21 protein-coding genes are annotated in these 24,258 nt (G+C 45.1%); 17 read left to right on the top strand and 4 right to left on the bottom strand.

The genetic code is table 11. The annotated features are described in order from the left end of the window. Positions 1-262: 262 nt before the first annotated feature. The 5 genes from Q1A23_RS08410 (at position 263) to Q1A23_RS08390 (ending at position 5,391) form a co-directional block, all read left to right on the top strand. Positions 263-2,104, top strand: coding sequence for an alkaline phosphatase family protein (locus Q1A23_RS08410; protein ID WP_299821941.1), 1,842 nt, complete (start codon positions 263-265; stop codon positions 2,102-2,104). Between the two features lie 140 nt (positions 2,105-2,244). Next, positions 2,245-3,564 (top strand): tRNA (N(6)-L-threonylcarbamoyladenosine(37)-C(2))-methylthiotransferase MtaB, encoded by a 1,320-nt coding sequence (gene mtaB, locus Q1A23_RS08405; protein ID WP_299821939.1) that lies wholly within the window; start codon positions 2,245-2,247, stop codon positions 3,562-3,564. Between the two features lie 77 nt (positions 3,565-3,641). Beyond that, positions 3,642-4,268, top strand: a complete 627-nt coding sequence (locus Q1A23_RS08400) for an OmpH family outer membrane protein (protein ID WP_299821937.1) — start codon at positions 3,642-3,644, stop codon at positions 4,266-4,268. A gap of 135 nt (positions 4,269-4,403) precedes the next feature. Further along, positions 4,404-4,892: a GyrI-like domain-containing protein gene (locus tag Q1A23_RS08395; protein ID WP_299821935.1), complete on the top strand. Its 489-nt coding sequence runs from the start codon at positions 4,404-4,406 to the stop codon at positions 4,890-4,892. A gap of 46 nt (positions 4,893-4,938) precedes the next feature. After that, on the top strand, positions 4,939-5,391 hold the full coding sequence (locus Q1A23_RS08390; protein WP_299821933.1) for a GNAT family N-acetyltransferase: 453 nt from the start codon (positions 4,939-4,941) through the stop codon (positions 5,389-5,391). A 127-nt stretch (positions 5,392-5,518) separates the two neighbouring features. Here the strand turns inward: Q1A23_RS08390 and Q1A23_RS08385 are convergent, their stop codons facing one another. After that, positions 5,519-6,760 carry an ABC transporter permease gene (locus tag Q1A23_RS08385; protein ID WP_299821931.1) on the bottom strand — a complete coding sequence of 414 codons (1,242 nt, stop codon included), beginning with the start codon at positions 6,758-6,760 and terminating at the stop codon, positions 5,519-5,521. 138 nt (positions 6,761-6,898) lie between these two features. On the opposite strand from Q1A23_RS08385, the gene Q1A23_RS08380 reads away from it, so the two are divergent. After that, complete coding sequence (locus Q1A23_RS08380) at positions 6,899-8,164, top strand: asparagine synthetase B (RefSeq protein ID WP_299821929.1); 1,266 nt, start codon at positions 6,899-6,901, stop codon at positions 8,162-8,164. Between the two features lie 104 nt (positions 8,165-8,268). Here the strand turns inward: Q1A23_RS08380 and Q1A23_RS08375 are convergent, their stop codons facing one another. From Q1A23_RS08375 to lpxK, 3 genes are all read right to left on the bottom strand, one after another. Continuing rightward, entirely contained in the window at positions 8,269-8,877 is a 609-nt protein-coding gene (locus tag Q1A23_RS08375; protein WP_299821927.1) for a tRNA-(ms[2]io[6]A)-hydroxylase, read from the bottom strand. Positions 8,878-8,997: 120 nt separating this feature from the next. Continuing rightward, positions 8,998-10,893, bottom strand: a complete 1,896-nt coding sequence (locus Q1A23_RS08370; protein ID WP_299821925.1) for a putative porin — start codon at positions 10,891-10,893, stop codon at positions 8,998-9,000. 76 nt (positions 10,894-10,969) lie between these two features. Next, a complete protein-coding gene (lpxK, locus tag Q1A23_RS08365) occupies positions 10,970-12,031 on the bottom strand; it encodes a tetraacyldisaccharide 4'-kinase (protein ID WP_299821923.1) in 1,062 nt (353 codons plus the stop codon). A gap of 70 nt (positions 12,032-12,101) precedes the next feature. Between lpxK and Q1A23_RS08360 the strand changes: the two genes are divergently transcribed. The 11 genes from Q1A23_RS08360 (at position 12,102) to groL (ending at position 24,180) form a co-directional block, all read left to right on the top strand. Beyond that, positions 12,102-13,205 carry a Nif3-like dinuclear metal center hexameric protein gene (locus Q1A23_RS08360; protein WP_299821921.1) on the top strand — a complete coding sequence of 368 codons (1,104 nt, stop codon included), beginning with the start codon at positions 12,102-12,104 and terminating at the stop codon, positions 13,203-13,205. 3 nt (positions 13,206-13,208) lie between these two features. Next, positions 13,209-13,940: a C4-type zinc ribbon domain-containing protein gene (locus Q1A23_RS08355; protein WP_299821919.1), complete on the top strand. Its 732-nt coding sequence runs from the start codon at positions 13,209-13,211 to the stop codon at positions 13,938-13,940. 43 nt (positions 13,941-13,983) lie between these two features. After that, positions 13,984-15,462, top strand: coding sequence for a tetratricopeptide repeat protein (locus tag Q1A23_RS08350; protein ID WP_299821917.1), 1,479 nt, complete (start codon positions 13,984-13,986; stop codon positions 15,460-15,462). A 10-nt stretch (positions 15,463-15,472) separates the two neighbouring features. Beyond that, the gene (locus Q1A23_RS08345) at positions 15,473-16,762 is read left to right on the top strand and encodes an anthranilate synthase component I family protein (RefSeq protein ID WP_299821915.1); all 1,290 of its coding nucleotides are present in this window, start codon (positions 15,473-15,475) and stop codon (positions 16,760-16,762) included. Between the two features lie 123 nt (positions 16,763-16,885). Then, complete coding sequence (gene miaB, locus Q1A23_RS08340; protein WP_299821913.1) at positions 16,886-18,319, top strand: tRNA (N6-isopentenyl adenosine(37)-C2)-methylthiotransferase MiaB; 1,434 nt, start codon at positions 16,886-16,888, stop codon at positions 18,317-18,319. An 85-nt stretch (positions 18,320-18,404) separates the two neighbouring features. Next, positions 18,405-19,682, top strand: a complete 1,278-nt coding sequence (locus tag Q1A23_RS08335; RefSeq protein WP_299821911.1) for a sigma-54 dependent transcriptional regulator — start codon at positions 18,405-18,407, stop codon at positions 19,680-19,682. Then, the gene (locus Q1A23_RS08330; protein WP_299821909.1) at positions 19,666-20,193 is read left to right on the top strand and encodes an LptE family protein; all 528 of its coding nucleotides are present in this window, start codon (positions 19,666-19,668) and stop codon (positions 20,191-20,193) included. The genes Q1A23_RS08335 and Q1A23_RS08330 overlap by 17 nt, the downstream gene beginning before the upstream one ends. Positions 20,194-20,228: 35 nt before the next feature. Beyond that, positions 20,229-21,563, top strand: a complete 1,335-nt coding sequence (locus Q1A23_RS08325) for a hypothetical protein (RefSeq protein WP_299821907.1) — start codon at positions 20,229-20,231, stop codon at positions 21,561-21,563. Position 21,564: 1 nt separating this feature from the next. Beyond that, on the top strand, positions 21,565-21,951 hold the full coding sequence (gene secG, locus Q1A23_RS08320) for a preprotein translocase subunit SecG (protein WP_299821905.1): 387 nt from the start codon (positions 21,565-21,567) through the stop codon (positions 21,949-21,951). Between the two features lie 258 nt (positions 21,952-22,209). Beyond that, positions 22,210-22,500, top strand: coding sequence for a co-chaperone GroES (gene groES, locus Q1A23_RS08315; protein ID WP_219877071.1), 291 nt, complete (start codon positions 22,210-22,212; stop codon positions 22,498-22,500). 39 nt (positions 22,501-22,539) lie between these two features. After that, positions 22,540-24,180: a chaperonin GroEL gene (groL, locus tag Q1A23_RS08310; RefSeq protein WP_299821902.1), complete on the top strand. Its 1,641-nt coding sequence runs from the start codon at positions 22,540-22,542 to the stop codon at positions 24,178-24,180. Positions 24,181-24,258 lie beyond the last annotated feature (78 nt).

Genomic DNA, 24,258 nt, shown 5'->3' with positions numbered 1-24,258 from the left:
ATAAAAGGGGTTGGGTCTTAAATTCGGACCAAATATAAGCATAAAATCATACCATCAAGAAAAAGGGGTGTAATTTTTAAGGGGCTGAGACGACAAACTGCAAATTTTTAGTAACACCCCCTATATTTAAGAGGGTGTTACTATATACTACAAGTTTCATGAACTGAAGTTCTAATAACATCATCCTTGAAGGATTGTGCAGGAATTATCTTTAAGAGGCTTTCGTTAAGTATGGCTGGTGTAATACGTTTATATTTGCGCTGTGAAAAAACGCGTTTACTTTCAACCCCTATACTTTCTGTTCTGGTTGCTATACTTTATAGTTGCCCGTGGGCTGTTTCTGCTTTACCACCACGATAAATCAGAGCAATTAAGTGGAGGCGATATATTTTATACTTTCCTGTATGGTCTCCGACTGGATGCCTCTTTTACCGCCTACATTTGTGTACTTCCATTTCTGCTTAGTTTGGTTGCTACTTTATGGCCGGCTTTTAAGCCCTCAGGCATTATCAGGGTCTATACTTATACTTTACTTATACTTATTTCTGTGCTGCTCTCAGCAGATTTGGAGCTTTATACTTTCTGGGGCTTCAGGCTGGATGCAACACCGCTGCAATACCTTAACACACCCGGCGAAATGGTGGCCACAGCTGCAACTGCGCCAGTTTTCTTACTTAGCCTGGTCACGCTGGCCCTTAGCGCATTTTTTATCATTTTATACTTAAAGGCATTCGATAAGAAAAAGTATAGTTTAGGTAATACTAAGGTAGTAGCCGGAAGTTTATCGTTTGCTTACCTGGTGCTGTTGGTTTTGCCGCTGCGGGGCGGATGGCAGCAAATTCCCATAAATCAAAGTGTGGCGTATTTTTCTGAGAACCCATACGCCAACCACGCTGGCCTGAACATGCCCTGGAACCTGATGCACGCCATGCTAAAGTACAGCAAATCGAGCAGCAACCCTTATCAGTACATGCCAGAAGAAGAAGCGGAGGAAAAAGTAAACAGCCTATATGCCGCTTCCGGAACCGTTGATACAACAGCCATACTTAAAACAGCAAGGCCTAATGTGCTTTTCATTATACTAGAGAGTTATACCGCTAAACTCGTAGGCCACTTAGGTGGAGAGCCGGGCGTTACACCAAACCTTGATAAACTGGCAGCAGAAGGCATTGCTTTTACAAACCTATACGCCAGCGGCGACAGAAGCGAGAAAGGTATGGTGGCTCTGCTGAGCGGTTACCCTGTACAAACCATCACCTCCATCATCAAGACGCCTAAAAAAACAGAGAAGCTGCCACAACTAAGCAAGGTATTTAAAGACAAAGGTTACAAAACAAGCTATTACTACGGCGGCGAACTTGAATTTGCAAACATTAAATCATACTTGCTGAATGGCGGTTATAATAAACTGGTAGATAAGTATGACTTCGACCCGAGTACTTATAACTCTAAATGGGGCGCTCACGACCACGTATTGTTTGACCGGGTGTTAAGTGAACTGAAACAGGAAGAACAGCCTTTCTTTTCTACGGTTTATACTTTAAGCAGCCATGAGCCTTTCGAAATCCCGATTAAGCCAAAATTCCCTGGTTCAGATAATGAAGCCTTGTTTCGTAGCAGCGTGTACTATACAGACTGGGCTTTGGGTAAGTTTATAGCGCAGGCGAAAAAACAGCCCTGGTGGGATAACACGCTGGTTGTGTTAGCGGCAGATCATGGGCACCCGCTCCCGGGCAACGACGCGAACCACCTGCCAAGCAAATTCCGCATCCCCTTTATACTTACCGGAGGTGCTCTAAAATCAAAAGGCTTACAGGTAAATACCATCGGCTCTCAAACAGATATTGCCACCACCCTGCTCGCCGCTTTAAACCTGCCGCACCAGGACTTTACCTGGGGGCAAAATTTACTTTCACCGAAGGCTGATTCATTTGCCTTTTATGTGTTTAATGATGGGTTTGGATTCGTTACGCCGCAAGGCGCGCTGACATATGATAACGTGTCTAAGCAAGTGATAACGCAGGATACCGCTGTTACAGCAAATCAACTTGAGTTAGGCAAAGCTTATATGCAGCACTCGTTCGGTGACTTTGTAAAGAAGTAAGGCAACTACAGCACATGTATAAATGGCGCAGCTTATTAGGCTTTGATTTTATATAATAACCACCTGACGGGCAAATATTTACAAGCTTATACTATCGTTCACTCATTCACAATTAAATTTCGTACCTTTGCGCTCTGATTATGAAAAAAGTAGCTTTTTATACCTTAGGCTGTAAGCTGAACTACTCTGAGACCAGCACCATCGGGCGTATTTTCCAGGAACGTGGTTTCGAAAAAGTAGAATTCACCGACACACCGGATATTTACGTCATCAACACCTGCTCGGTAACCGACAACGCCGACAAAAAATGCCGTAAGATTGTAAAAGAGGCCCAAAAATACGCGCCTAACGCCTTTATTACCATTGTGGGCTGCTACGCACAGCTAAAGCCGAAGGAAATTTCCGAAATACCCGGTGTAGATGCTGTACTTGGTGCCGCTGAGAAATTCCAGTTAGTGGATATTTTAGAAACTTTTGAGAAAAAAGACAAAGCCGAAGTATACGCCAGCCCAATTTCCGAGGCAAATACCTTTCATAATTCCTATTCCTTTGGAGACCGTACCCGCACTTTTCTTAAAGTACAAGATGGCTGCGACTACTCCTGCTCCTTCTGCACTATACCATTGGCCCGTGGCAACAGCCGCTCCGATAGTATAGCCAACGTAGTTAAATCGGCACACGAAATAGCAGCATCTGGCGTAAAAGAGATTGTATTGACCGGCGTAAACACAGGCGATTTTGGCTTGCAGAACGGTAATCGGGTAGAATCTTTTTATGAGCTGGTGCAGGAGTTGGATAAGGTGCAGGATATTGAACGGTTCCGGATTTCATCTATTGAGCCAAACCTGCTGAAAGACGAGATCATAGCGTACGTATCGCAGAGCCAGCGCTTTATGCCGCACTTCCATGTGCCGCTGCAATCGGGCTCGAACAAAATATTAAAGCTGATGCGCCGCCGCTACCAGCGTGAATTGTACGCTGACCGGGTAGCCAAAATAAAGGCTTTAATGCCTCATTGCTGCATCGGCGTTGATGTGATAGTAGGCTTCCCGGGCGAGACAGAAGAAGATTTCCTGGAAACGTATAACTTCATCAACGGCCTGGATGTAAGCTACTTGCACGTGTTCCCTTACTCTGAGCGCGAAAACACGCTGGCCCCTGAAATGCCAGGCAAAGTAAGTATAAAAGAGCGCAACCGCCGCGCCGATATGCTTCGCATCCTCTCAGAGAAAAAGAAACGCCACTTTTATGAGCAAAACATTGGCCGTGAGTTTACGGTGCTTTTTGAAGACGACGTGAAGGATGGCGTAATGGAGGGTTGGACCGAAAACTATGTGCGCGTAGCTGCCAAGTATGACCCGGTGCTGGTAAACGAAACGAAACATGTACGCCTGACTGCTATTGGTGCCAACGGTTTGATGGAGGCCGAAGAAACTTACCAGGAGATACTAAAACATTAAAAAAATTAGGCTTAATCTAAAAATCAGCTATATTTAAAGTTGAAAACTTCCAACCAAGTAAAACAATTAAACTTACTGTGAAATTATTAAAACTAACCTTGGGCCTTGCAGTAGCATCTGCTTCCCTGGCAGCCTGTAACCCGAATGGCGAAAAAGCTACAGTAGTCTCAGAAACTGGCGCAACAGAAAGATCTGAAGCAGGCGTGCCTGATATTGTGTATGTAAATTCTGACTCTTTACTAGCCAACTACGAATACTTTAAAGATGTGAGAACCAGGCTGCAAGGCAAAGCAGAGGCAAAGGAAAAAAGCCTTCGCTCCCAGGCTGAGTCTTTCCAGAAAGAGGTGCAGCGTTTCCAGCAGCAGGCAGGCGGCATGACGCAGCAGCAGGCACAAGCTACAGAACAACGCCTGATGCAAAAACAGCAGCAATTACAGGCTTTACAGCAAAGCTCAGGCAACGAGTTGATGTCTGAAGAGTCTGAGGAAATGAAAAAGATTTACGACCAGGTTGAAGCTTACCTGAAAAAGTTAAGCGAAGAGAAAGGTTATAAAATGGTATTAACTTACCAGCGTGGCAACAGCGCCATCCTTTACAGCGACTCTACCAGAGATATAACAACTGATGTTGTATCCGGGCTTAACCAAGAGTACGAAGCGGAGAAAGCTGATACAACGAAGACAAACACTCCGACAAAGAAGTAATACGCAATTACTCTGCAAGAAGAAGGCAAGCCTAACAGCTTGCCTTCTTCTTTTACCTCCAAGCTTAATCAGGTCATAACTTAGTAGCCTTAAAGTATAAATTCTATTGTTAACGCTTACCCGTCCCGGATTGAAATGAAGTTGCTACCACAAATAAAAACTTTCTCAGAAACAACTTTAGTAGGTATTAGGATTAAAACATCTCTTGCCGAAAATAAAACGCAAGAATTGTGGCAACGCTTTATCCCCATGCAAAAAAGTATGAGAAATACCATAGGGGCGGCACTTTTCTCAGTAGAGGTTTATGAACACGACTTTTTCGACACCTTTCATCCTGCCAGGGAATTTGAGAAGTGGGCAGCTGTGCAAGTAGCTGATGCGATACCACAAAGCATGGAAACTTTAACTATACCTGAAGGACTTTATGCCGTGTTCACCTACATAGGAAAAGCAAGTGAGGCATCTACAATTTACCAGTATATTTATGGTACATGGATTCCAGAATCTGATTATACACTAGACAACAGGCCTCATTTTGCCATAATGGGCGCTAAGTATAAAAACGAAGACCCTGCCTCTGAAGAAGAACTTTGGATACCGATCAGGAAGAAAAACCACAAGTAGTACGGCTAAAACTGCAATCGATGTTAGTTTATATACTTTCGATACCATGCTTATAAGAGAAGCGCAGGCCACAGATATACCGCAAATTCAAAGTGTGAGGCATGCTGTAAAAGAAAACGTGCTGTCAGACCATAGCTTAGTTACTGACAAGCATTGCGAAGAATACCTGACAAAAAGAGGCAAGGGTTGGGTGTGTGAGATAGAAAATGAAATTGCAGGCTTTGCTATCGCGGACCTGGTTTCGCAAAATGTATGGGCTTTATTTCTGAGGCCTGAGCACGAAGGAAAAGGCATTGGCAAAAGGCTGCATAACATTATGCTGGACTGGTACTTTAGCCAAACAAATAAAACCATCTGGTTAAGTACAGGATTTAAGACGCGCGCCGAAAAATTTTACCGCTTACAAGGCTGGCAAGAAGTGGGGCTGCATGGGAAAAAAGAAATCAAGTTTGAGATGAGTTCTGAAGCATGGACAAACAGGAAGTATACTATAAACTAAAACGTCTGAACGTACACCTAAGGTAATACCTGCAAGAATAAAAAGCACAAAGTCCACAAACACGCTCTATTGTAAGTTAAGCGTTTTTGCGGGCTTTGTTTAAGTATAAAGTTATACTTAAGTCGTGTTATTCGTAACGCAAAGATTCGATTGGATCTAGCTTTGAGGCTTTGAAAGCAGGATAATAACCGGAAATAACGCCGACCGCCACGCAAATGCTAAGGCCAACAATAACCCAAAGCCACGGCACTATAAAGCCGCCCTCGCCGATAAGCGATGCGATGCCGTTACCCATCATTATTCCTAAAAATATACCTACTAAGCCCCCAAGTATACAAATGACAATGGCCTCGATAAGAAACTGCTGTCGTATTTGATGCGCTGTGGCACCTAAAGCTTTTCTCACACCGATTTCGCGGGTGCGCTCATTTACCGATACCATCATGATGTTCATCAGGCCAACAGAGGCACCAAGCAGCGTAATAAAGCCAATGATAAAACCGCCGGCCTTCAGGTAACCGGAAATTTCGTTCAGGCTTTGCATCAGCGAGTCGCTTCTTCTTATTTCAAAAGACTCTTCCTGCCCCAAAGGGTCCTGCCGCACGCTGCGCATAATACCTGTAGCCTCACCCATCACATAATCCACTTCGTCAGCGTTTGCGATGGCTGTTTTAATATCGTAAGTTAAATCAGAGCTACCCTGGCGTGGAATCTGCCGGCCTGTTTCCAGCGGAATAATTATTCTGCGGTCGCTGCCACCGCCCATGCTGCTTCCTTTGGTTTCCAGGAGGCCTACAATCTTAAACCTGCGGCCTAAAAAAGTGATGTGCTCCCCGATGGCATCTTTATTTTTAAACAAGGTTGTCTTCACCTCATTGCCAACAATCGCCACATTAGAACCAAACTCATGCTCAAAATTTGAAAAGCCACGGCCACTTGCCAGGTTTAGGTTCTGCGACTGCAGGTAAAATTCATCACCGCCAACTACACTAATGTTTGGGTTTGTTTTCTCAGTATCGCTTTTCACGACGGTAGCACCCGAAATAAACGCTGATAAACTAACGTTGGCTTTATCAGACATCATGTCTTTATACTTGCTGGCCTGAACATACGTAATGTTAGGATATACTTTGCCTGTGCGCCCCTGCTGGCTGCCACGATTGTTTGATCCTTTTTTACGGATGTCGAAAGAGTTGGCGCCCAGGCTCGAAAAGGTTTGTGTAAGCGAGTATTTCATGCTATCAACCGCAGTTAAAATGCCCACTAGCGACATAATGCCTATCGATACAATAAGGCCGGTTAGTACAGTTCTTAGTAAATTACCATGGATAGCCCGCAGGCCCTCCCGAATATTCTCTATCAGGTTCATCCGTCTAAAAAGATTTTTGTGCGCTTTACGCTATTTTCCCGTTAAGTATAAAAACAGCTGCTAAACATCTAAGATAGATGCTTTCTTTGAAAAAAGAATCAATTTTATACATTTGATAATATTTTAAAGACGAACTGAATGTTTTTCCGTACCACGCTACTTTTTGTAACCCTGCTCTTACTTGCCTTTTCAGCGGGGGCCAACACCATTTTAGTGCCTATGGATGAGTCGCAGAAAGACCACCTGAAATCGTACGGCCTGGCGTATTGGGTACTTAGCAAAAACGTGCCCGTAGATTGGCTACTGAATTACCGTGGCGGCAGCTTCGCATTTCAGCAGGGGCAGCAACTGGAAAACGAACTGGTGGTACGGGGCATTAGTTACTCGGTGCTCTCTGATGCGCAGTATAACGCCATACTTACCGAGATAAGCAACCCGGAGGCTAACATGGATATCATGAAATTGGAAAAGGTGCCGAAAGTGGCTGTTTATACTCCAAAATCCAAAATGCCCTGGGATGATGCCGTAACGCTGGTGCTGACCTATGCCGAAATACCATACGATGTAATTTACGATGAAGAAATAGTTACCGGTGGTCTGCCAAAGTATGATTGGCTGCACCTGCACCACGAAGACTTTACAGGGCAGTACGGTAAGTTTTATGCCAGCTACCGCCATTACCCCTGGTACCAGGAGCAGCAAAACGAATCGGAGGCATCAGCAACTAAGCTTGGCTTTGCTAAAGTATCGCAGTTAAAACTGGCGGTAGTAAACAAGATAAAGGATTTTTGTGCCGGCGGAGGCTTTTTATTTGCCATGTGCTCTGCCACCGACACCTACGATATTGCACTTGCCGCTGAAGGAGTAGACATAGTGGAAGCCATGTTTGACGGTGATGCCGCAGACCCTAATGCACAAAGTAAACTGAACTATGATAAGACTTTTGCTTTCAAAGACTTCAGGATATCTAAAAACCCACTAGAGTACGAATACTCGAACATAGACATGCAACCGCAGGAACGCCCTGTAACCGAAGCAAACGACTACTTTCAGTTGTTTACCTTCTCCGCCAAATGGGACCCGATCCCAACCATGCTCACACAGAACCATGCCAAAACCATAAAAGGTTTTATGGGGCAGACAACAGCCTTCAGGAAAAGCACGGTTAAGCCAGAGGTGGTAGTGATGGGTGAAAACGGTGAGCTTGGGGAGATTCGGTACATGCATGGCACCTACGCCAAAGGCACCTGGACATTTTATGGCGGCCACGACCCCGAAGACTATCAGCACCTTGTAGGCGAAGAGCCAACAGACCTGGCGCTACACCCTAATTCGCCCGGCTACAGGTTAATATTAAATAACATTCTGTTTCCGGCTGCCAAAAAGAAAAAGCAGAAGACGTGAGTTTGACTGCCCGTTTATACTATAGGTTTAACAGCTCAGCAAAGTATAAGCTTTCAGTAATTCGTACTTAAACCAAAAGAAAGGCTTACTAATCAGCGTATGGTTTAGTGCATTCTGTCTGGGCGCGGCTCCAGGCTACGTATTATTTCAGATTCTATTTGAAGTAACTCTTTAAAGCGCGCATCTACAACATCGGCAGGCATGTATTCTTTTGCAAGTTTAACAAAGCTTACATAATGCCCTGCTTCAGAAACCATTAACTCATAATAAAACTTCTGAAGCTCTTCGTCCTCAATATTTTTCCAGAGCAGTTTAAAACGTTCGCAGCTACGGGCCTCAATTAAGGCGTTCACCAGCAGGTGGTCCATTAACTGTCGCTCACGTTTGTCGCCCTTGCGGATGTGCTTGCTTAACTCTACCACATATTCATCAGGGCGGTTGCGGCCAAGGCCATAGCCACGCTTCTTCAGTTGCTGCAGCACACGCTCAAAATGGCTCCACTCCTCTGCCACCAAATCAGTTAGCTCTTCTACAAGCCTGGTTTTATCCGGATACTTTACAATAAGCGATATGGCTGAAGTAGCTGCTTTTTGTTCGCAGTAGGCATGGTCTACCAAAATTTCTTCGATGTTCTTCTCTGCAATGTTTACCCAACGCGGGTCGGTTGGCAACTCCAGGCGAAGTATGGTTTTATTTGGCTGTAGTTCAGACATGAGGGATAATTATTTTTGAATATTTTATGCCAAACAAGCGTGTGAGTGGATGTTATACATAGTACCCTATTGATTTAAATTGTAAATCAGAATGCTATACATGCACTCACTTCCTTGCTGTTAGTCGAAGAACATCCATTTAATACCGAAAATAAAGCTGCGGCGCATACCCGGGTAATACGGTGTAGTGAAGTAACCTGGCTCCCAAAGTTGATCGTTTACATGGCTCATCTTCAGGAAAATATTCAGCGACTTTATATCAGCGTTTACAAAAACATCGATCACCGGGTATGTCGTTAACTGAATATCGTTTTGCAGGTAAAATTGCTGTGTAACAGGCATATAAGCATCCGTAAAATAACCTGTAGGCATGTAAGCCTGCACGCCAAACTGCCCATATAAAGCTTTCTTAAATATAAAGCCTTGATAATATACTTTAGAGTCCAGCACCCACTCCGGAATTCTGACTCTATCTGCTTCTTCGGTATTGGTGTAGGCAACAAAGTTTTCGAAATGAACCGGTCCAAAATTGATGTGGTGCTTAAGCTCTGCCCCCCAAAAGCGTTGGTTGCCGCTTAACTGCTCCGGTACAGCCTGCTCGTTAAAGAAAATATGGCGTTTGATGTTTGTATAGTGTACTCCTAGCTTAAGATGTTGCCTGTCTCCTACTTTACCGGCATAAGCCACTTCCGACCTGTCTATCACCGAGCTGTTAAAGTCTTCGTTGTCCCACCTGAAGTGGTTGCTTAGCATAAACTGCTCTACCAGCGATGGCGAACGAAGTATACGCTCCTGTGAGGCTGAAAAACCTGCAAGCGCACCTTGGGCCCTTACGCGGTAATCCGTTGATATCTGAAATTCACCATCTACCAGCAACTCGGCTTTGTTTTCGTAGAACAGTTTTAACTGGCCGCCTACAAAAACCTGGTTATACGTTGCCTTATCGCCTCTCTCTATCTCAGTAGAAAGGGAATCGTTGCGCATAAAATCTAAAATACTATACTCCACATTTGCGCGGCGATGCTTTAGGTAGGCTTTGTAGAAAGAGATGCTGCTGTTGCCTGTAAAGCCAAACTGGTTCTGAAGTTCAGTATAAGTGTTTCTGTCCCGCGTCCGGACATTTGTATAGTAAAAATTGGGGTAAAAAAGGGGACTGCCAGCATCATCCGTCGGGTAACTGCCGTCGCTGTACTCATTTGCCTGGCGCCTCCAGTTGGTTGTACTGTACAGCTTCAGGTTTTCGCCGGCCAGTTTAAATATGTTTGTTAAGTGTAGCCCACTTCGCGACTCTTCGGTGGCTGCCTGCTGCAGAAAAATACTTTCGGTTTCGTAGTCAAACAATTCTTCGTAAGGAGTGTCTTCAGTTTCGGGCCTGATACCTCCGGATTCGATCTGCTCCACCTTCATGAGCGTGTAATTGAAGAACAAGTCGTATTTCTTATTCTTGGATGTGTAGTGCGAGAAAAGCTTTACAGCCTGATTATCAATTAAGCCCTCTTTTGTGGAGGTGCCAATCTGCTTGTTAGCCGACAGTATGCGATAGGCCACACCCGCATTCCAGCGTTCGTTTATGTTACGGGCGTAGATACCCTCGAATACCTGCTCGCCCCGCTGCCCCTGCACATAGTATAAATGAGAGTATGGCGAACGCGTATCGTAGTAGTTGATCGTTTCCGGGTTGTAAGCATAGCGGTCAAAAACGTTTTTGCCGAACCGCACCCCAATTTTATCGGATATAGTAAAGAACAAAGGCTTGGCCGAAGTACCTACGTTGCCTAAATGCTGAAAGTAGGAAGTGTCGTTAAACCAGAAACGCTCGTTCTGCATGTTTAAGATGGAAGTATCTATAGGGCTGCGTTGCAAACGCCCCTCCAGTACATCTTTCTCAAACAGCTGAAGGGTAGTTTTAGGGCTATACAATACTTTCGTAGAGTCATCTATGATCTGGGCAGCTGCACCGTGGCTTACCAACAGACATATAACGAGGAGTAATCCGGATAGTAACTTTATCTTCACAGTTCAAAATTAATAATTTTCGCGCAACAAGTATACGTACGCGTAAGCTATACTTTCCTAAAGTATAAGTACCAGGCTATATTTGGTTAGCCTCTGCCATCTGCTTTACGTGTTCCTCCACCATCGCATCAAATAAATCCCCCTTCCCCAGAAAAGAAACCTCAATGGGCAGGTAAAATACTGGCAGCTTTGTAACTTCCTCCACAAGTGCCGGTTCCGTTAATTTTACAGCGTCCTTGCTTGTAGTTATAATGCTTATACTTTGATTTTTATACTTGGTCAAATAATCTTTTACTTCACGCACATCTTCTAAAGTATAAGTATGATGATCTGGGAACGTAAACGCTTTGCTAATGGTAAGCCCTTGCTCCTGCAAATACTCCTGCAATGGTTTAGGGTTGGCGATGCCAGTTAACAAAACAACCTTACCCGCTACCTCCCTGCTGTTTCCTATACTTACTGGCATGCCATACTTAAAAGTTGAAAAGAAGACAGGCGCAGCAGGTGCAGTATACTTTTTAATGCGTTTGGTATACGCTTCCATCTGGGATTGGCTCATCTGTTGCGGGCATTTGCTCACCACCACCACATCGGCTCTGCCGGCCCCGTACCTGCTCTCGCGCAATAAACCGGCAGGAAGTATAAAGTCCTTAAAAAATGGCCTGCCATAATCAGTAAGCATGATCATCAGGGAGGGCTTGATTGGCCGGTGTTGCATGGCATCATCCAGAATAATCACCTCCACTTCCGGTACCAGCTGCTTTAGCGACTGTACTCCTTCAACCCTTTTTTCAGATACCGCTACGGTAAGGTTTGGGTGATCACGGTGGTACTGAAAGGGCTCGTCGCCTAGTTGTGCCGCTGTAGAGGAGGCATCGGCAAGTATAAAACCCGTTGTTTTACGTTTATAACCACGGCTGAGGGTAGCTAAGCGATACTTGTGCAGCAACCGGATAAGATATTCTACATGAGGTGTTTTACCTGTGCCGCCAACCGTTAAGTTACCTACTGCGATAACTGGGAATCCAAAGCTGGTGCTACTTAAGATGCCCTTATTATATAGTATGTTGCGCAGGCCGGTAATAGCGCCATAGAGCACCGCAAATGGCCAGAGCAGTAATTTGAGATATTTCACCATATAGTTTTAGCTAAAGCAAAATTAGAATTAATTTTAAACCGAGTCGCCAAAAACAGGAATTAATCAACCTATGATAACCAGAGTAAAAGACGTAACCGACCATTTAGAGCAACTAGCCCCGCTCCGCTACCAGGAAAGCTACGATAACGCAGGCCTGCTGACAGGCAACCCAAACGATGAAGTCAGATCCGTATTGATAGCACTTGACTGCACCGAAGAAGTAGTAGACGATGCCATTGCGAAAGGCTGCAACCTGATTGTGGCACATCACCCCATTATTTTTAAAGGGCTGAAATCACTAACTGGTAAAAACTACGTAGAGCGCACCATTATAAAGGCTATCCAAAACAACATTGCCATCTATGCCAGCCACACAAACCTGGATAGCGTTGTAGATGGCGTAAATACTAAAATTGCAGACAAGTTGGATTTGCAAAAACAGCGCATACTTGTAAATAAGCCACAAACCCTAATGCAGTTAGTTACCTTTGTGCCTGTAGGGCAAACAGAGCAAGTGCTCGCTGCTTTACACCAGGCCGGAGCCGGCAATATTGGGCAGTATAGCGACTGCAGCTTCAGCACAACAGGTACAGGTCGTTTTACTCCATCAGAGCTTGCAAACCCAACCATCGGCGGCGCCAATAAGCCGGAGCAGGTACAGGAAAACAGGATAGAAGTGATTTTTCCGGCTTACCTGCAAGGTAAAATAATGGCTGCACTACAGGCAGCGCACCCTTACGAAGAAGTTGCCCATTATCTTTACAACCTTGAAAACCAGAACCAGGAAGTAGGCATAGGTATTATCGGGGAGTTAAGAGAAGCAATGCACGAAGAGGAATTCCTGGCTTATTTAAAGGAGAAAATGGAGCTCCAGGGGCTTCGTTATACTACCGTAGGCAACAGGAGCATCAAGAAAGTGGCTGTTTGTGGTGGCGCAGGTAGCTTCCTGATAAAAGATGCCTTGCGGCAGGGTGCGGATGCGCTTGTTACCGGTGACTTAAAATACCACGAGTTTTTTGATGCAGAAGGCAGGATGATGCTCGCAGATATCGGCCACTATGAAAGCGAAGTATTTACAAAGGAGATTTTTTATGATACGATTTCCAAAAAGTTTGCTAATTTTGCAGTCTATTTAACAAAAGTAAACACAAACCCTATCAGATACACTTTTTAATACATGGAAAGTACTGTAGCCAGCAAATTGGACGCATTATTAAAGCTCCAAAGCATCGATTCGCAGCTTGATGAAATTAGACGCGTAAGGGGTGACCTCCCCGAAGAGGTTCAGGACCTGGAAGATGAGATTGAAGGCTATGAAGTGAGGGTTCGTAAGTTTGATGACGAAATCGCAGCGCTTAACGATTCAATCGCACAGCGTAAGCAAGCCATCAAAGATGCTGAAGGCCTTATCCGTAAGTATGAAGATCAGCAGCAGAATGTTCGCAACAACCGCGAGTATGATGCCATCACCAAAGAAGTTGAACTTCAGAAACTGGAAATCCAAATCGCTGAGAAGAAGATCAAAGAAGCTCATTACCACATCGAGCAGAAAAACAACGATATTGAAGGCACTAAGCACCGCTTGGAAGAGCGCCGCAAAGACCTAGAGAACAAGAAAAACGAGTTGAACCAGATTGTTTCTGAAAGTGAAGAAGAAGAAAACAAGCTGGAAACTGAGCGCCAGGAGGCATCAACAAACATCGAAGACCGTTTGCTGAGCGCTTACAGCAGAATTCGTAAAAACGTGCGTAACGGCCTTGCTGTAGTAACTGTTAAGCGTGATGCTTGCGGTGGTTGCTTTAACACAGTTCCGCCACAGCGCCAGGCTGATATCGCAGCTCAGAAAAAAGTTATTGTGTGCGAGCATTGCGGCCGTATTCTGGCTGGCGTAGAGCAGCGCATTTACTAACAAGACCTTGAGCGGAAATCGCTTTCATATACTTTTAAAAAGGATGGCTCAACCCCATCCTTTTTTTTTGGTGCTCATGCTTCAGCTGCTGTGCACTATGTCGCTGCATGCCGCTTCTGTTTATAGCCATACCACGCTTCGGGCACACCAGGAATACCTGAAACTTAGAATAGCAGCTGGCCAGCAGCTAACAAAACAAGACCTTAAACAAAACGCTGTAAATGCCGCCGCCCTACTTGTTGCAAACTATGGCGACTTCCTGACGCTGTGCGTGCAACAGGATGCCACCGCCTACGAAGCGCTGCTGCAAAACCAGGAAAACAGGCTAAGCCAGATAGAAGCGTTAAAAGAAAACAGCGCCTGGAAACGCTATGCACAAGCTGAAGTAAGAATGCAGATAGGTGTAAGTAAAATTTTGTTTGGCAACAAGTTATCTGCTGCATGGGATATCCGCCAGGCTTACTTACAGTATACATCCCTTGCAAAGCAACACCCGGATTTTATTCCTAACAAGAAAACATTAGGCGTGCTGCAGGTGCTCATTGGGTCAGTACCGGATAACTACCGCTGGTTCCTTAACATCATCGGCATGAAAGGAAGTATAAACTCAGGGCTTGCCAACCTAAGATCCGCCGCCACCAAAGAAAACCCTTTTCAGGATGAGGCTAAAGTGATTTATGCCTTAACACTACAGGTAGTAGACCAGCAAAACGAAAAGCAGGCTCTACGAATACTTGAAAATGCCGTAAGTCAGCATCCCGATAACCTGCTTTATAGGTTCGCTGTTGTTCACGCGCTCAAAAAGGCAAAGCAAAGCGAGCAAGCGTTAAAGTATTACCGCAGCCGCCCGATAAGCAGCCAGTATTTACTTTTCCCATACCTGCAGCATATGGCCGCAGATTTATACTTGTACCGAGGCGATTTTGACGAGTCCGTAGCTCAAAACACCGCCTTTCTGAAACAACATAAAGGAAAGCATTACGTCAAGGCTGCCCATTTTAAATTGCACCTGGCCTATTACCTAAGCAACCACCACCCACAGGCACTCTGGCACTACAATAAAGTAAGCGAAGTAGGCTCCCAGGAAATAGAAGAGGACAAATATGCCGCTAAGTATGTGTTAAAGCAGGAAAAAGCACACAAACCCCTTTTGCTGGCCCGGTTAAAGTCTGATGGGGGCTATTACCGTGAAGCGCTGGCAGCTATCAAAACCCTTGATACTACACAGGTTTCTTTGCCTGTAAAAGCAGAATACACTTACCGCAGCGCCCGGATTTACCATGGTTTACAAGACGCTACACAAGCCATCAAACTCTACAAAAATACAATCGCTGTGTGCGCCGGCACAGATTTATACTTTGCACCACACGCTGCCTTGCAACTTGGCTACCTGTACAAAGAGCAGCAACAGGAGGCTCTTGCCAAAGTATACTTTAATAAGGCGATAAGCTACAAAGACTACGAGTATAAAAACAGCATCGATGCCAAAGCAAAGCTTGCCCTTGCTACCTTACAGCCTTAAAACTACCTGAATGTTTACCGCAGTTTTACAAGCAAAAGACCTCCCAGTATCTTTAAACGGCTTCAGGCTTAAAGCACTTGCTTGGGCCGGCACCTACCCCTTGGTGGCCTATTACAACCCCAACAGCATTGCTTATCCTCATGGCGGGTTCCAGCATTTATTAGCCGTTTCTGCTAACCACCCCATTAACCTGGACGAACAAAATGTGCTGGAAAGTATACAGGCAAAACTAGCGGGCGGGCATAACCTGTGGTGCGGCTATTTAACCTATGATCTGAAAAACCAGATCGAGAAACTCAGCAGCAGCAACCACGATGGCATAGCTTTTCCGACTGCGCTTTTCTTTGAGCCACAAGTATACTTATACTTTAACGATGATAGCGTAGACATCAGCAGCTCAGACAATAATATTGATAGTATACTTGCTGCCATACTTCAGTCAACTTTACCGTGTGCTGCAACGCCGGCGCATGTAACGCTAAAACAAAGGGTAACACCTGAGCAGTATAAAACCAATGTAGAGAAGATAAGGAACCATATTTTAGAGGGGAACGTGTATGAACTAAATTACTGCATGGAGTTCTTTGCAGAAGATGCAGAAGTAGTGCCGCTACCTTTATACTTAGCTCTTAACGAGGCGTCTCCTACCCCATTTTCAGGTTACTTAAAGTATAACGACAAATACCTTATGTGCGCTTCGCCGGAGCGTTTTCTAAAAAAAGAGGGGCAGAAATTAATTTCACAGCCCATTAAAGGCACCATAAAAAGAGGACAGACACCCGAAGAAGATGCAGCGCTACAGCACCAGCTGCGCCACGACGAAAAAGAGCTGGCTGAGAACATGATGATCGTTGACCTGGTGCGAAACGACTTAAGCCGATCCTGTAGCACAGGAACCGTGCAGGTAGAGGAAATGTTCGGGATATACGGTTTCAGGCAAGTGTCGCAAATGATCTCTACCATAACAGGCGAGCTTAAACCCGAAAACGATTTGACGGATGCTTTAAAAGGCGCTTTTCCGATGGGAAGCATGACAGGGGCACCCAAGATAAGCGCGATGCAGCTTATAGAAGAGCTGGAAGCCACGAAGCGGGGGCTTTACTCCGGCACTTTCGGTTACATTACCCCTGATAATGACTGCGATTTTAATGTGGTAATCCGGAGCATACAGTACAACGCTAGTGCAAAATACCTCTCTTTTATGGTGGGAAGCGCTATCACCTATGATTCGGAACCAGAGCGGGAGTATGAAGAATGCCTGCTAAAAGCAAAGGCCATTCTGAAAGTGCTGGGCAATTAGTTAAGCTACAGGCTTATACTTTAGCTGAATAAAAAGCCTAAATCAATAAACCTTACATCTTCCTGTCATTCTGTCACGATTGTGAAGAGATTATAGTATATTTGCAGCAGTAAAATAATTAGCATGGATCCGATAGTAGATTTAGATTTTATAGACAACCGCACGCCAGAACAAGCGGCAGCTGCCGATACTACCCATATTACGCAGGAAACGCAGACCGGAAAAAGTCGCAAACTGTACATAGAAAGCTATGGCTGCGCCATGAACTTCTCTGACAGCGAAATTGTGTCTTCGATCATGTTTGAGAACGGCTTTGATACCACTTCAGACATTGCACAGGCAGACCTGGTTTTCCTGAACACTTGTTCTATACGTGAGAAAGCTGAGCAAACCGTGCGCAACCGCCTGGGGCAGATCAATTTTCATAAAAAGAAAAAGCCTGAAATGATGGTGGGTGTGCTGGGCTGTATGGCAGAGCGACTAAAAAAATCATTACTGGAAGAAGAAAAAATTGTTGACCTGGTTGTAGGCCCGGATGCTTACCGCGACCTGCCAAACCTGATAAACGAGGTAGATGGCGGACAGAAAGCTGTAAACGTACTCCTGTCGCGTGAAGAGACATATGCCGACATTAACCCTATCAGACTGAACAGCAACGGCGTGAGTGCCTTTATTTCGATCATGCGTGGTTGCGATAACATGTGTTCTTTCTGTGTGGTGCCGTTTACCAGAGGCCGTGAGCGCTCCCGTGATGCACATTCTATAGTTCGTGAGGCACAGGCGCTGGTTGATCAGGGATATAAAGAAGTAACGCTGCTTGGCCAGAACGTTGACTCCTACAAGTGGGCATCTGAAGACGGAACAGAGAGCGTAAACTTTGCGCAGCTACTGGAAATGGTGGCCTTGCTTTCACCTGATTTGCGTGTGCGTTTCTCAACATCGCACCCAAAGGATATTACAGATGAAGTGCTTTACACAATGAAAAAGTATGACAACATCTGCAAATACATACACCTTCCGGCCCAGAGCGGTAACTCACGTGTGCTTGAACTGATGAACCGCACTTACGACCGTGAGTGGTACATTAACCGCGTCGATGCTATCCGCGCTATACTTGGCGATGACTGCGGCATTTCTTCTGATATGATTGCCGGCTTTTGCACCGAAACTGAGGAAGAGCACCAGGATACGCTTTCGCTGATGGATTACGTGCAGTACGACTATTCCTACATGTTCTTTTACTCCGAGCGACCTGGAACTTTGGCAGCCCGAAAACTGGAAGATGACATTCCGTTGGAAGTAAAAAAACGCCGCCTGGATGAAATTATCACCAAGCAGCGCGAAACCTCGCTTAACCGCAACAAGCGTGATATAGGCAAGATGCACAAGGTACTGGTAGAAGGCACGTCCAAGAAATCAGAAGAGCAGTTAAGCGGCCGCAACGACCAGAACAAAGTTGTAATTTTTGATAAGAAACATTACAAAAAAGGCGATTACGTAAACGTGCTGGTGCACGATTGCAGCGTAGGCACCTTGTTCGGCGAAGCAGTTGATTAATTGATTTGGGGACCTGGAGAAGATGAGATAAACCGATTTCGCATCTTCTTCAAGCCTTCACAATTCCAAATCTCCAAATTGAAGTATGCGCAACATCGATATACAAAGTATAAAACAACGTTTTGGCATTATCGGTAACTCACCCTTGCTAAACCACGCCATACAGGTAGCAGCCCAGGTGGCCCCTACCGAAATGACGGTGCTTATAACCGGTGAAAGCGGTAGTGGCAAAGAATCTTTCTCAAAAATCATACACCACATGAGCCCGCGCAAACATGGCCAGTTTATTGCCATTAACTGCGGTGCCATACCTGAAGGCACTATTGATTCGGAATTATTTGGCCACGAAAAAGGCTCATTTACGGGTGCAACCGAAACGCGAAAAGGTTATTTTGAAGTTACAGATGGCGGCACGATCTTTTTAGATGAGATTGGTGAAATGCCCTTAAGCACCCAGGCCAGGTTGCTGCGTGTGCTGGAAAACGGGGAATTTATAAAAGTCGGCTCATCTAAAGTGCAGAAAACGGACGTACGTGTAGTAGCCGCCACGAATGTAAACCTGATGAATGCAGTCGAGAAAGGCCGCTTCCGAGAAGATTTATACTATAGACTGAACACCGTACCGATTACCGTACCCCCTCTGCGCGAGCGCGGCGACGATATTTACCTGCTGTTCCGCAAATTTGCCTCCGATTTTTCCGAAAAGTATAAAGTTAAGCCGATCACGCTTACCCATGATGCTGTGCAGGAACTGCTGGCATTCAGATTCCCGGGCAACATTCGCCAGTTAAAAAACATTGTAGAGCAGATTTCGGTGCTGGAGTATGACCGTGACATTGACGGAACAAAGCTGAGGCATTACCTGCCCAGGCAGCAAAGCAACCTGCCTGCCCTGCTGCATAAAGAGGCTACCACAAGCGAACAATCGTTTTCGGAGCGCGATATACTTTACAAAGTGCTGTTTGATATGCGCCGCGATGTATCGGAGTTAAAGAAACTGGTGTTTGACATCATGACCAACCAGCACAACGACCAGGACCTGATAAAGGAACACGGACACCTTTTCGACAATATCGAAACGATAAACGGACGCACAACTTACCAGCAACAGGAGCCCAAGCATTCCGAAGCGTTTTACTTACCAGTAAAGCAATCGCAGATGCAGGACTACGAGGATCAGAAAGTAGAAGATATCACACACGAAACAGAAGAAGAAAGCTTATCTTTAGAGGATAAAGAAAAAGAGCTTATCCTGAAGGCGCTAAAAAAGCACAACAACAAACGCAAGTATGCAGCCCAGGATCTTGGCATTTCAGAAAGAACACTTTACCGCAAATTAAAGCAGTATGATATTGAGGATTAGTAAAAGCGTTTGGGTGTATGCGTTATCGCTACTGCTACTAACATGTGGCGGCTGCGGCGTTTACTCTTTTTCAGGCTCTACCTTACCACCTGATGTACGCACTATTTCTATTCAGAACTTCGACAATAGTACAGGAGAAGGCCCAGCCAACCTGACACAGCTTGTAACAAACAACTTTAAGCAGTTTTTTCAGCGCAACTCTAACCTGAACATAGTGCAGCGCGACGGAGACTTGCAATTGGAAGGGCAGATTGTTAGCTTTACCTATACGCCTGCCGCCATACAGCGCGAAGGCATTAATGATATTGCAGGATTAAACAGACTTACCCTTGGGATACAGGTGCGCTTTACACACGCCAAAGACCCGGATAAAAACTTTGACAGGTTATTCAGTATCTCTCAGGATTTCCAGCAAGGCAGAGATGTAACACAAATCTCCCCTGCCGAAATTGATGCCTTAACAGAGCGTTTGGTAACAGACGTTTTCAATAAAACAGTAGCAGACTGGTAGTTATATACTATCACCCTAAGTATTACTAGCACCAAATGAATAAATCAGCTTTCCTTAAACTGATAAAACAGGTAGCGAACATCTCTGACCAGCAAACAGAAGAGCTGGAAAAGGTGGCCGCCACGTTCCCTTATTGCCAGACTGCTCATTTACTTCTCGCTAAATCCGCTTACGATAAAGGCAGCATGCTTTCGACGCAGCGTTTGCGCAAAGCATCTTCTTACGCCACAGACCGGCAGCTGCTTAAACGCATTATTTATACTTCTACCATAGCCGAACCTGTATACGAGGAAAGTATAGCTGCTGAAAAAGTTGAAACACCACCTATCGCAGAACAGGCAGCTCCTACACAGGAGGCCACTCCTGTTGTTACAGCAGAAGAAGTAATTTCAGATGAACCGGTTATAGTAGTGCAGGCAGCAGAAGAAACAGATGCAGCAGTTTTTGAGGCTGCAGAATTTGTGGAAGCAGAAGTTGTAGAAGATAATGTTAAAGTAGAAGACCAGGCACAGGAGCCGGAGGAAAGTATAACAGCCACTTTAGAACCAGAACAGGACGAGCCTACTCCTGCGGCGCTTGAGGAAGAGCAGCAGCAACTAGACTCAGAACTGGCCATGCTGCTTACCATTAACAGCCTAAGCTCTTCGTTTACAGACTTGCTTGCACAAAAGCCTGACCCAGATCCTGTGCAGGAGCCAACTGATGTTATTGAAAGTATAGCAGATGCGTTAACTGAAACTGAAGCCGCTCTGTCTGAATTAGAAGCAGAAGAAGAACCTGAAGTAAGTATAGCACAGCCTGTTCCGGTTACCGGAATGGCTGCACCTACACCCTCTGATGATATTTATGAGGAGGCAGCAGAAAAAGCCGATGCTGCAGATGCCGAGATAAATTATACTTTTGATGAGATCGATCGCCTGTATGCTGAAGATGCCCTGGGTTATTGGATGGGCTCGAGCCGCATGGGCGAAGTGTTGCAACTAAAGGACGATTACACGCGCCAGCGCCCACAAGGCTTCCACCCGGAGCTTATCCTGGAGTACAGCAAAACCCACGAACTAGAAAAAGCGGTGCAAACGCCGCAGCACTCCCTGAGCCAGCAATTAGACCTTATCGACCAGTTTCTGAAGCTGAACCCGCGGCTTAAAACCATGTCTAATTTTAAACTTAAGCCTGAGCCTCAGGAAGATTTATCGCTTAAGAGCACTAAAATAAAGAAAGGAATGGCCTCTGAAAACCTGGCTAATATATTCCTGAAGCAAGGAAAAGTAAAAAAAGCTATTAAAATATATGAGCAACTCCTTTTGAAAAATCCGGAAAAAAAGAGTTACTTTGCTGAACAGATAGAAAAATTACAAAACTTAAGCTAATATGTACATCGCCCTCATCAGTATTATTGTTTTCATTTGCGTGCTGCTAATTTTGGTTGTGTTGGCTCAAAACCCTAAAGGAGGCGGACTTTCAAGCCAGTTTGGTGGTAGCACAAGTCAACTTATGGGCGTTAAGCGCACCGGAGATTTGCTTGAGAAACTTACTTGGGGCTTTGCTATTGCACTAGTAGTACTTACCCTTGGCACACACATGATGGTAAATTCATCTAACGGTGGCGCTGCTGAAAGAACTATCAACGAAGAGCGTGCACGCCAGTCTAACATGCCTGCAGCTCCTGCTACACTACCTGGTGCAACAGAAGAGAATCCGGCTGCTATTCCTGATGCCGCTGAGATTCCTGCCATGATAGATACAGCTAATAACTAAAATTACTTTTTAAAGTATAAGGGAAGCCGGCCGCATAAGCCGGCTTCTTTGTTTTTAGGCAGGTTCTATCCTGTCATAACTGCCCCTGAAAAGTTCCCGGCTTCTGCCAAAAATGTCAAGGCTGTCAGAGTTAACAGCTGTAAAAACTGAAAATTTGGCTTAAAGTGTCAGAAATCAAGCCTTGGCACAAGAAATGATGATACCCCTGTGGTTATAAATTAAACTATCAACCATAAAACTTAAATAACATAACAAACTATGTCAATCAGCATTAAACCATTAGCAGACAGAGTAATTGTTGCTCCTGCTGCAGCAGAAGAAAAAACAAAGTCTGGTATCATTATTCCTGATACTGCTAAAGAGAAGCCGCAGCGTGGTGAGGTAGTAGCCGTTGGCGAGGGTAAAGTATCTGAGCAAGGTTCTTTGATGAAGCCGCAAGTAAAAGTTGGCGACCAGGTGTTGTATGGCAAATACGCAGGTACAGATATCTCTGTAGACGGTAACGACTACCTGATCATGCGTGAGTCAGATATTCTGGCAGTACTTTAATTCAACCCATTTTAAATTAATTATCTAATAGATATAACTATGGCTAAGAACATCACATTTGATGCTGACGCTCGCAGCAAAATAAAGGCTGGCGTTGACAAACTGGCAAATGCTGTTAAAGTTACTTTAGGCCCTAAAGGCCGCAACGTGATCATCGATAAGAAATTCGGTGCTCCTACTATTACAAAAGACGGTGTTTCAGTAGCGAAAGAAATCGAACTGAAAGACGCGATTGAGAACATGGGTGCGCAGCTTGTAAAAGAGGTTGCCTCTAAAACTGCTGACCAGGCTGGTGACGGTACAACTACTGCAACGGTATTAGCGCAGGCTATTTACACAGCAGGTATCAAAAACGTAGCGGCTGGCGCTAACCCAATGGACCTGAAGCGTGGTATCGACAAAGCGGTGCATGCCGTTGTTGAGAACCTGCGTTCACAGTCAAAGAAAATCGAAAACTCTTCTGAGATCTCTCAGGTAGGTACAATCTCTGCTAACAACGACGCTGAGATCGGTAAAATGATTGCCGATGCAATGGATAAAGTTGGCAAAGACGGTGTAATTACTGTTGAGGAAGCAAAAGGTACTGAAACTGAGGTAAAAACTGTAGAAGGTATGCAGTTTGACCGTGGTTACCTTTCTCCATACTTTGTGACAAACGCAGAGAAAATGGAAGCTGAGTTCGACAACCCTTACATCCTGATCTACGACAAGAAAGTTTCTACGATGAAAGAACTGCTTCCTGTGTTGGAGCAGGTAGTTCAGACTGGTAAAGGACTTGTTATCGTATCTGAGGACGTAGACGGTGAGGCTCTTGCTACACTTGTGGTAAACAAACTGCGTGGCTCACTTAAGATTGCCGCTGTTAAAGCTCCAGGCTTCGGAGACAGAAGAAAAGCTATGCTGGAGGATATTGCTATCCTGACTGGCGGTACTGTTATCTCTGAAGAAAGAGGTTACAAACTAGAGAATGCTACATTAGAGTACCTTGGCCAGGCTGAGAAAGTTATCATCGACAAAGACAACACTACTATCGTTAATGGTGCTGGCTCTAAGGATGATATCGTTGCTCGCGTAAACCAGATCAAATCTCAGATGGAGTCTACTACATCTGACTATGATAAAGAAAAACTACAGGAGCGTTTAGCGAAGCTTTCTGGTGGTGTGGCTATCCTTTACATCGGTGCTTCTACTGAAGTTGAGATGAAAGAGAAGAAAGACCGCGTAGATGACGCTTTACATGCTACTCGCGCTGCCGTTGAAGAAGGTATCGTAGCTGGTGGTGGTGTTGCGCTTATCCGTGCACTTGATGCCCTTGATAACATTGATGTTTACAATGCTGACGAGCAAACTGGTGTGCAGATCATCAGAACTGCACTAGAGGCACCACTTAGAACAATTGTATCTAATGCAGGTGGCGAAGGTTCTGTGGTAGTACAGGCTGTGCGTGAAGGCAAAGCTGATTACGGCTACAATGCCCGCGACGACAAGTATGAGAACATGTTTGCTGCAGGTATTATCGACCCAACTAAGGTTACACGCCTTGCGCTGGAAAACGCCTCTTCTATAGCTGGCCTACTTCTAACTACAGAATGTGTAGTTTCGGAAGAGCCTGCTGAGGAAGGTGCTCCAATGGGTGGCGGCATGCCAGGTGGCATGGGCGGTATGGGCGGCATGATGTAATCAGAGACATCCCATAGTATCCTATAAAGAAAGGCCTGAGCTTATTTAGCTCAGGCCTTTTGTTTTTTGCGGCAGAAT

Origin of the sequence: uncultured Pontibacter sp. (genome assembly GCF_947492645.1) — a bacterium.
Lineage (GTDB): Bacteria > Bacteroidota > Bacteroidia > Cytophagales > Hymenobacteraceae > Pontibacter.
This window is presented reverse-complemented; position numbering and strand designations above follow the sequence as displayed.

Bases quoted from the DNA above. Each gene is read 5' to 3' on its own strand.
- mtaB (WP_299821939.1), top strand. From the start codon at position 2,245: ATGAAAAAAGTAGCTTTTTATACCTTAGGCTGTAAGCTGAACTACTCT.
- Q1A23_RS08395 (WP_299821935.1), top strand. From the start codon at position 4,404: ATGAAGTTGCTACCACAAATAAAAACTTTCTCAGAAACAACTTTAGTA.
- Q1A23_RS08390 (WP_299821933.1), top strand. From the start codon at position 4,939: ATGCTTATAAGAGAAGCGCAGGCCACAGATATACCGCAAATTCAAAGT.
- Q1A23_RS08385 (WP_299821931.1), bottom strand. From the start codon at position 6,760: ATGAACCTGATAGAGAATATTCGGGAGGGCCTGCGGGCTATCCATGGT.
- Q1A23_RS08380 (WP_299821929.1), top strand. From the start codon at position 6,899: ATGTTTTTCCGTACCACGCTACTTTTTGTAACCCTGCTCTTACTTGCC.
- Q1A23_RS08375 (WP_299821927.1), bottom strand. From the start codon at position 8,877: ATGTCTGAACTACAGCCAAATAAAACCATACTTCGCCTGGAGTTGCCA.
- lpxK (WP_299821923.1), bottom strand. From the start codon at position 12,031: ATGGTGAAATATCTCAAATTACTGCTCTGGCCATTTGCGGTGCTCTAT.
- Q1A23_RS08360 (WP_299821921.1), top strand. From the start codon at position 12,102: ATGATAACCAGAGTAAAAGACGTAACCGACCATTTAGAGCAACTAGCC.
- Q1A23_RS08355 (WP_299821919.1), top strand. From the start codon at position 13,209: ATGGAAAGTACTGTAGCCAGCAAATTGGACGCATTATTAAAGCTCCAA.
- Q1A23_RS08350 (WP_299821917.1), top strand. From the start codon at position 13,984: ATGGCTCAACCCCATCCTTTTTTTTTGGTGCTCATGCTTCAGCTGCTG.
- Q1A23_RS08345 (WP_299821915.1), top strand. From the start codon at position 15,473: ATGTTTACCGCAGTTTTACAAGCAAAAGACCTCCCAGTATCTTTAAAC.
- miaB (WP_299821913.1), top strand. From the start codon at position 16,886: ATGGATCCGATAGTAGATTTAGATTTTATAGACAACCGCACGCCAGAA.
- Q1A23_RS08335 (WP_299821911.1), top strand. From the start codon at position 18,405: ATGCGCAACATCGATATACAAAGTATAAAACAACGTTTTGGCATTATC.
- Q1A23_RS08330 (WP_299821909.1), top strand. From the start codon at position 19,666: ATGATATTGAGGATTAGTAAAAGCGTTTGGGTGTATGCGTTATCGCTA.
- Q1A23_RS08325 (WP_299821907.1), top strand. From the start codon at position 20,229: ATGAATAAATCAGCTTTCCTTAAACTGATAAAACAGGTAGCGAACATC.
- secG (WP_299821905.1), top strand. From the start codon at position 21,565: ATGTACATCGCCCTCATCAGTATTATTGTTTTCATTTGCGTGCTGCTA.
- groES (WP_219877071.1), top strand. From the start codon at position 22,210: ATGTCAATCAGCATTAAACCATTAGCAGACAGAGTAATTGTTGCTCCT.
- groL (WP_299821902.1), top strand. From the start codon at position 22,540: ATGGCTAAGAACATCACATTTGATGCTGACGCTCGCAGCAAAATAAAG.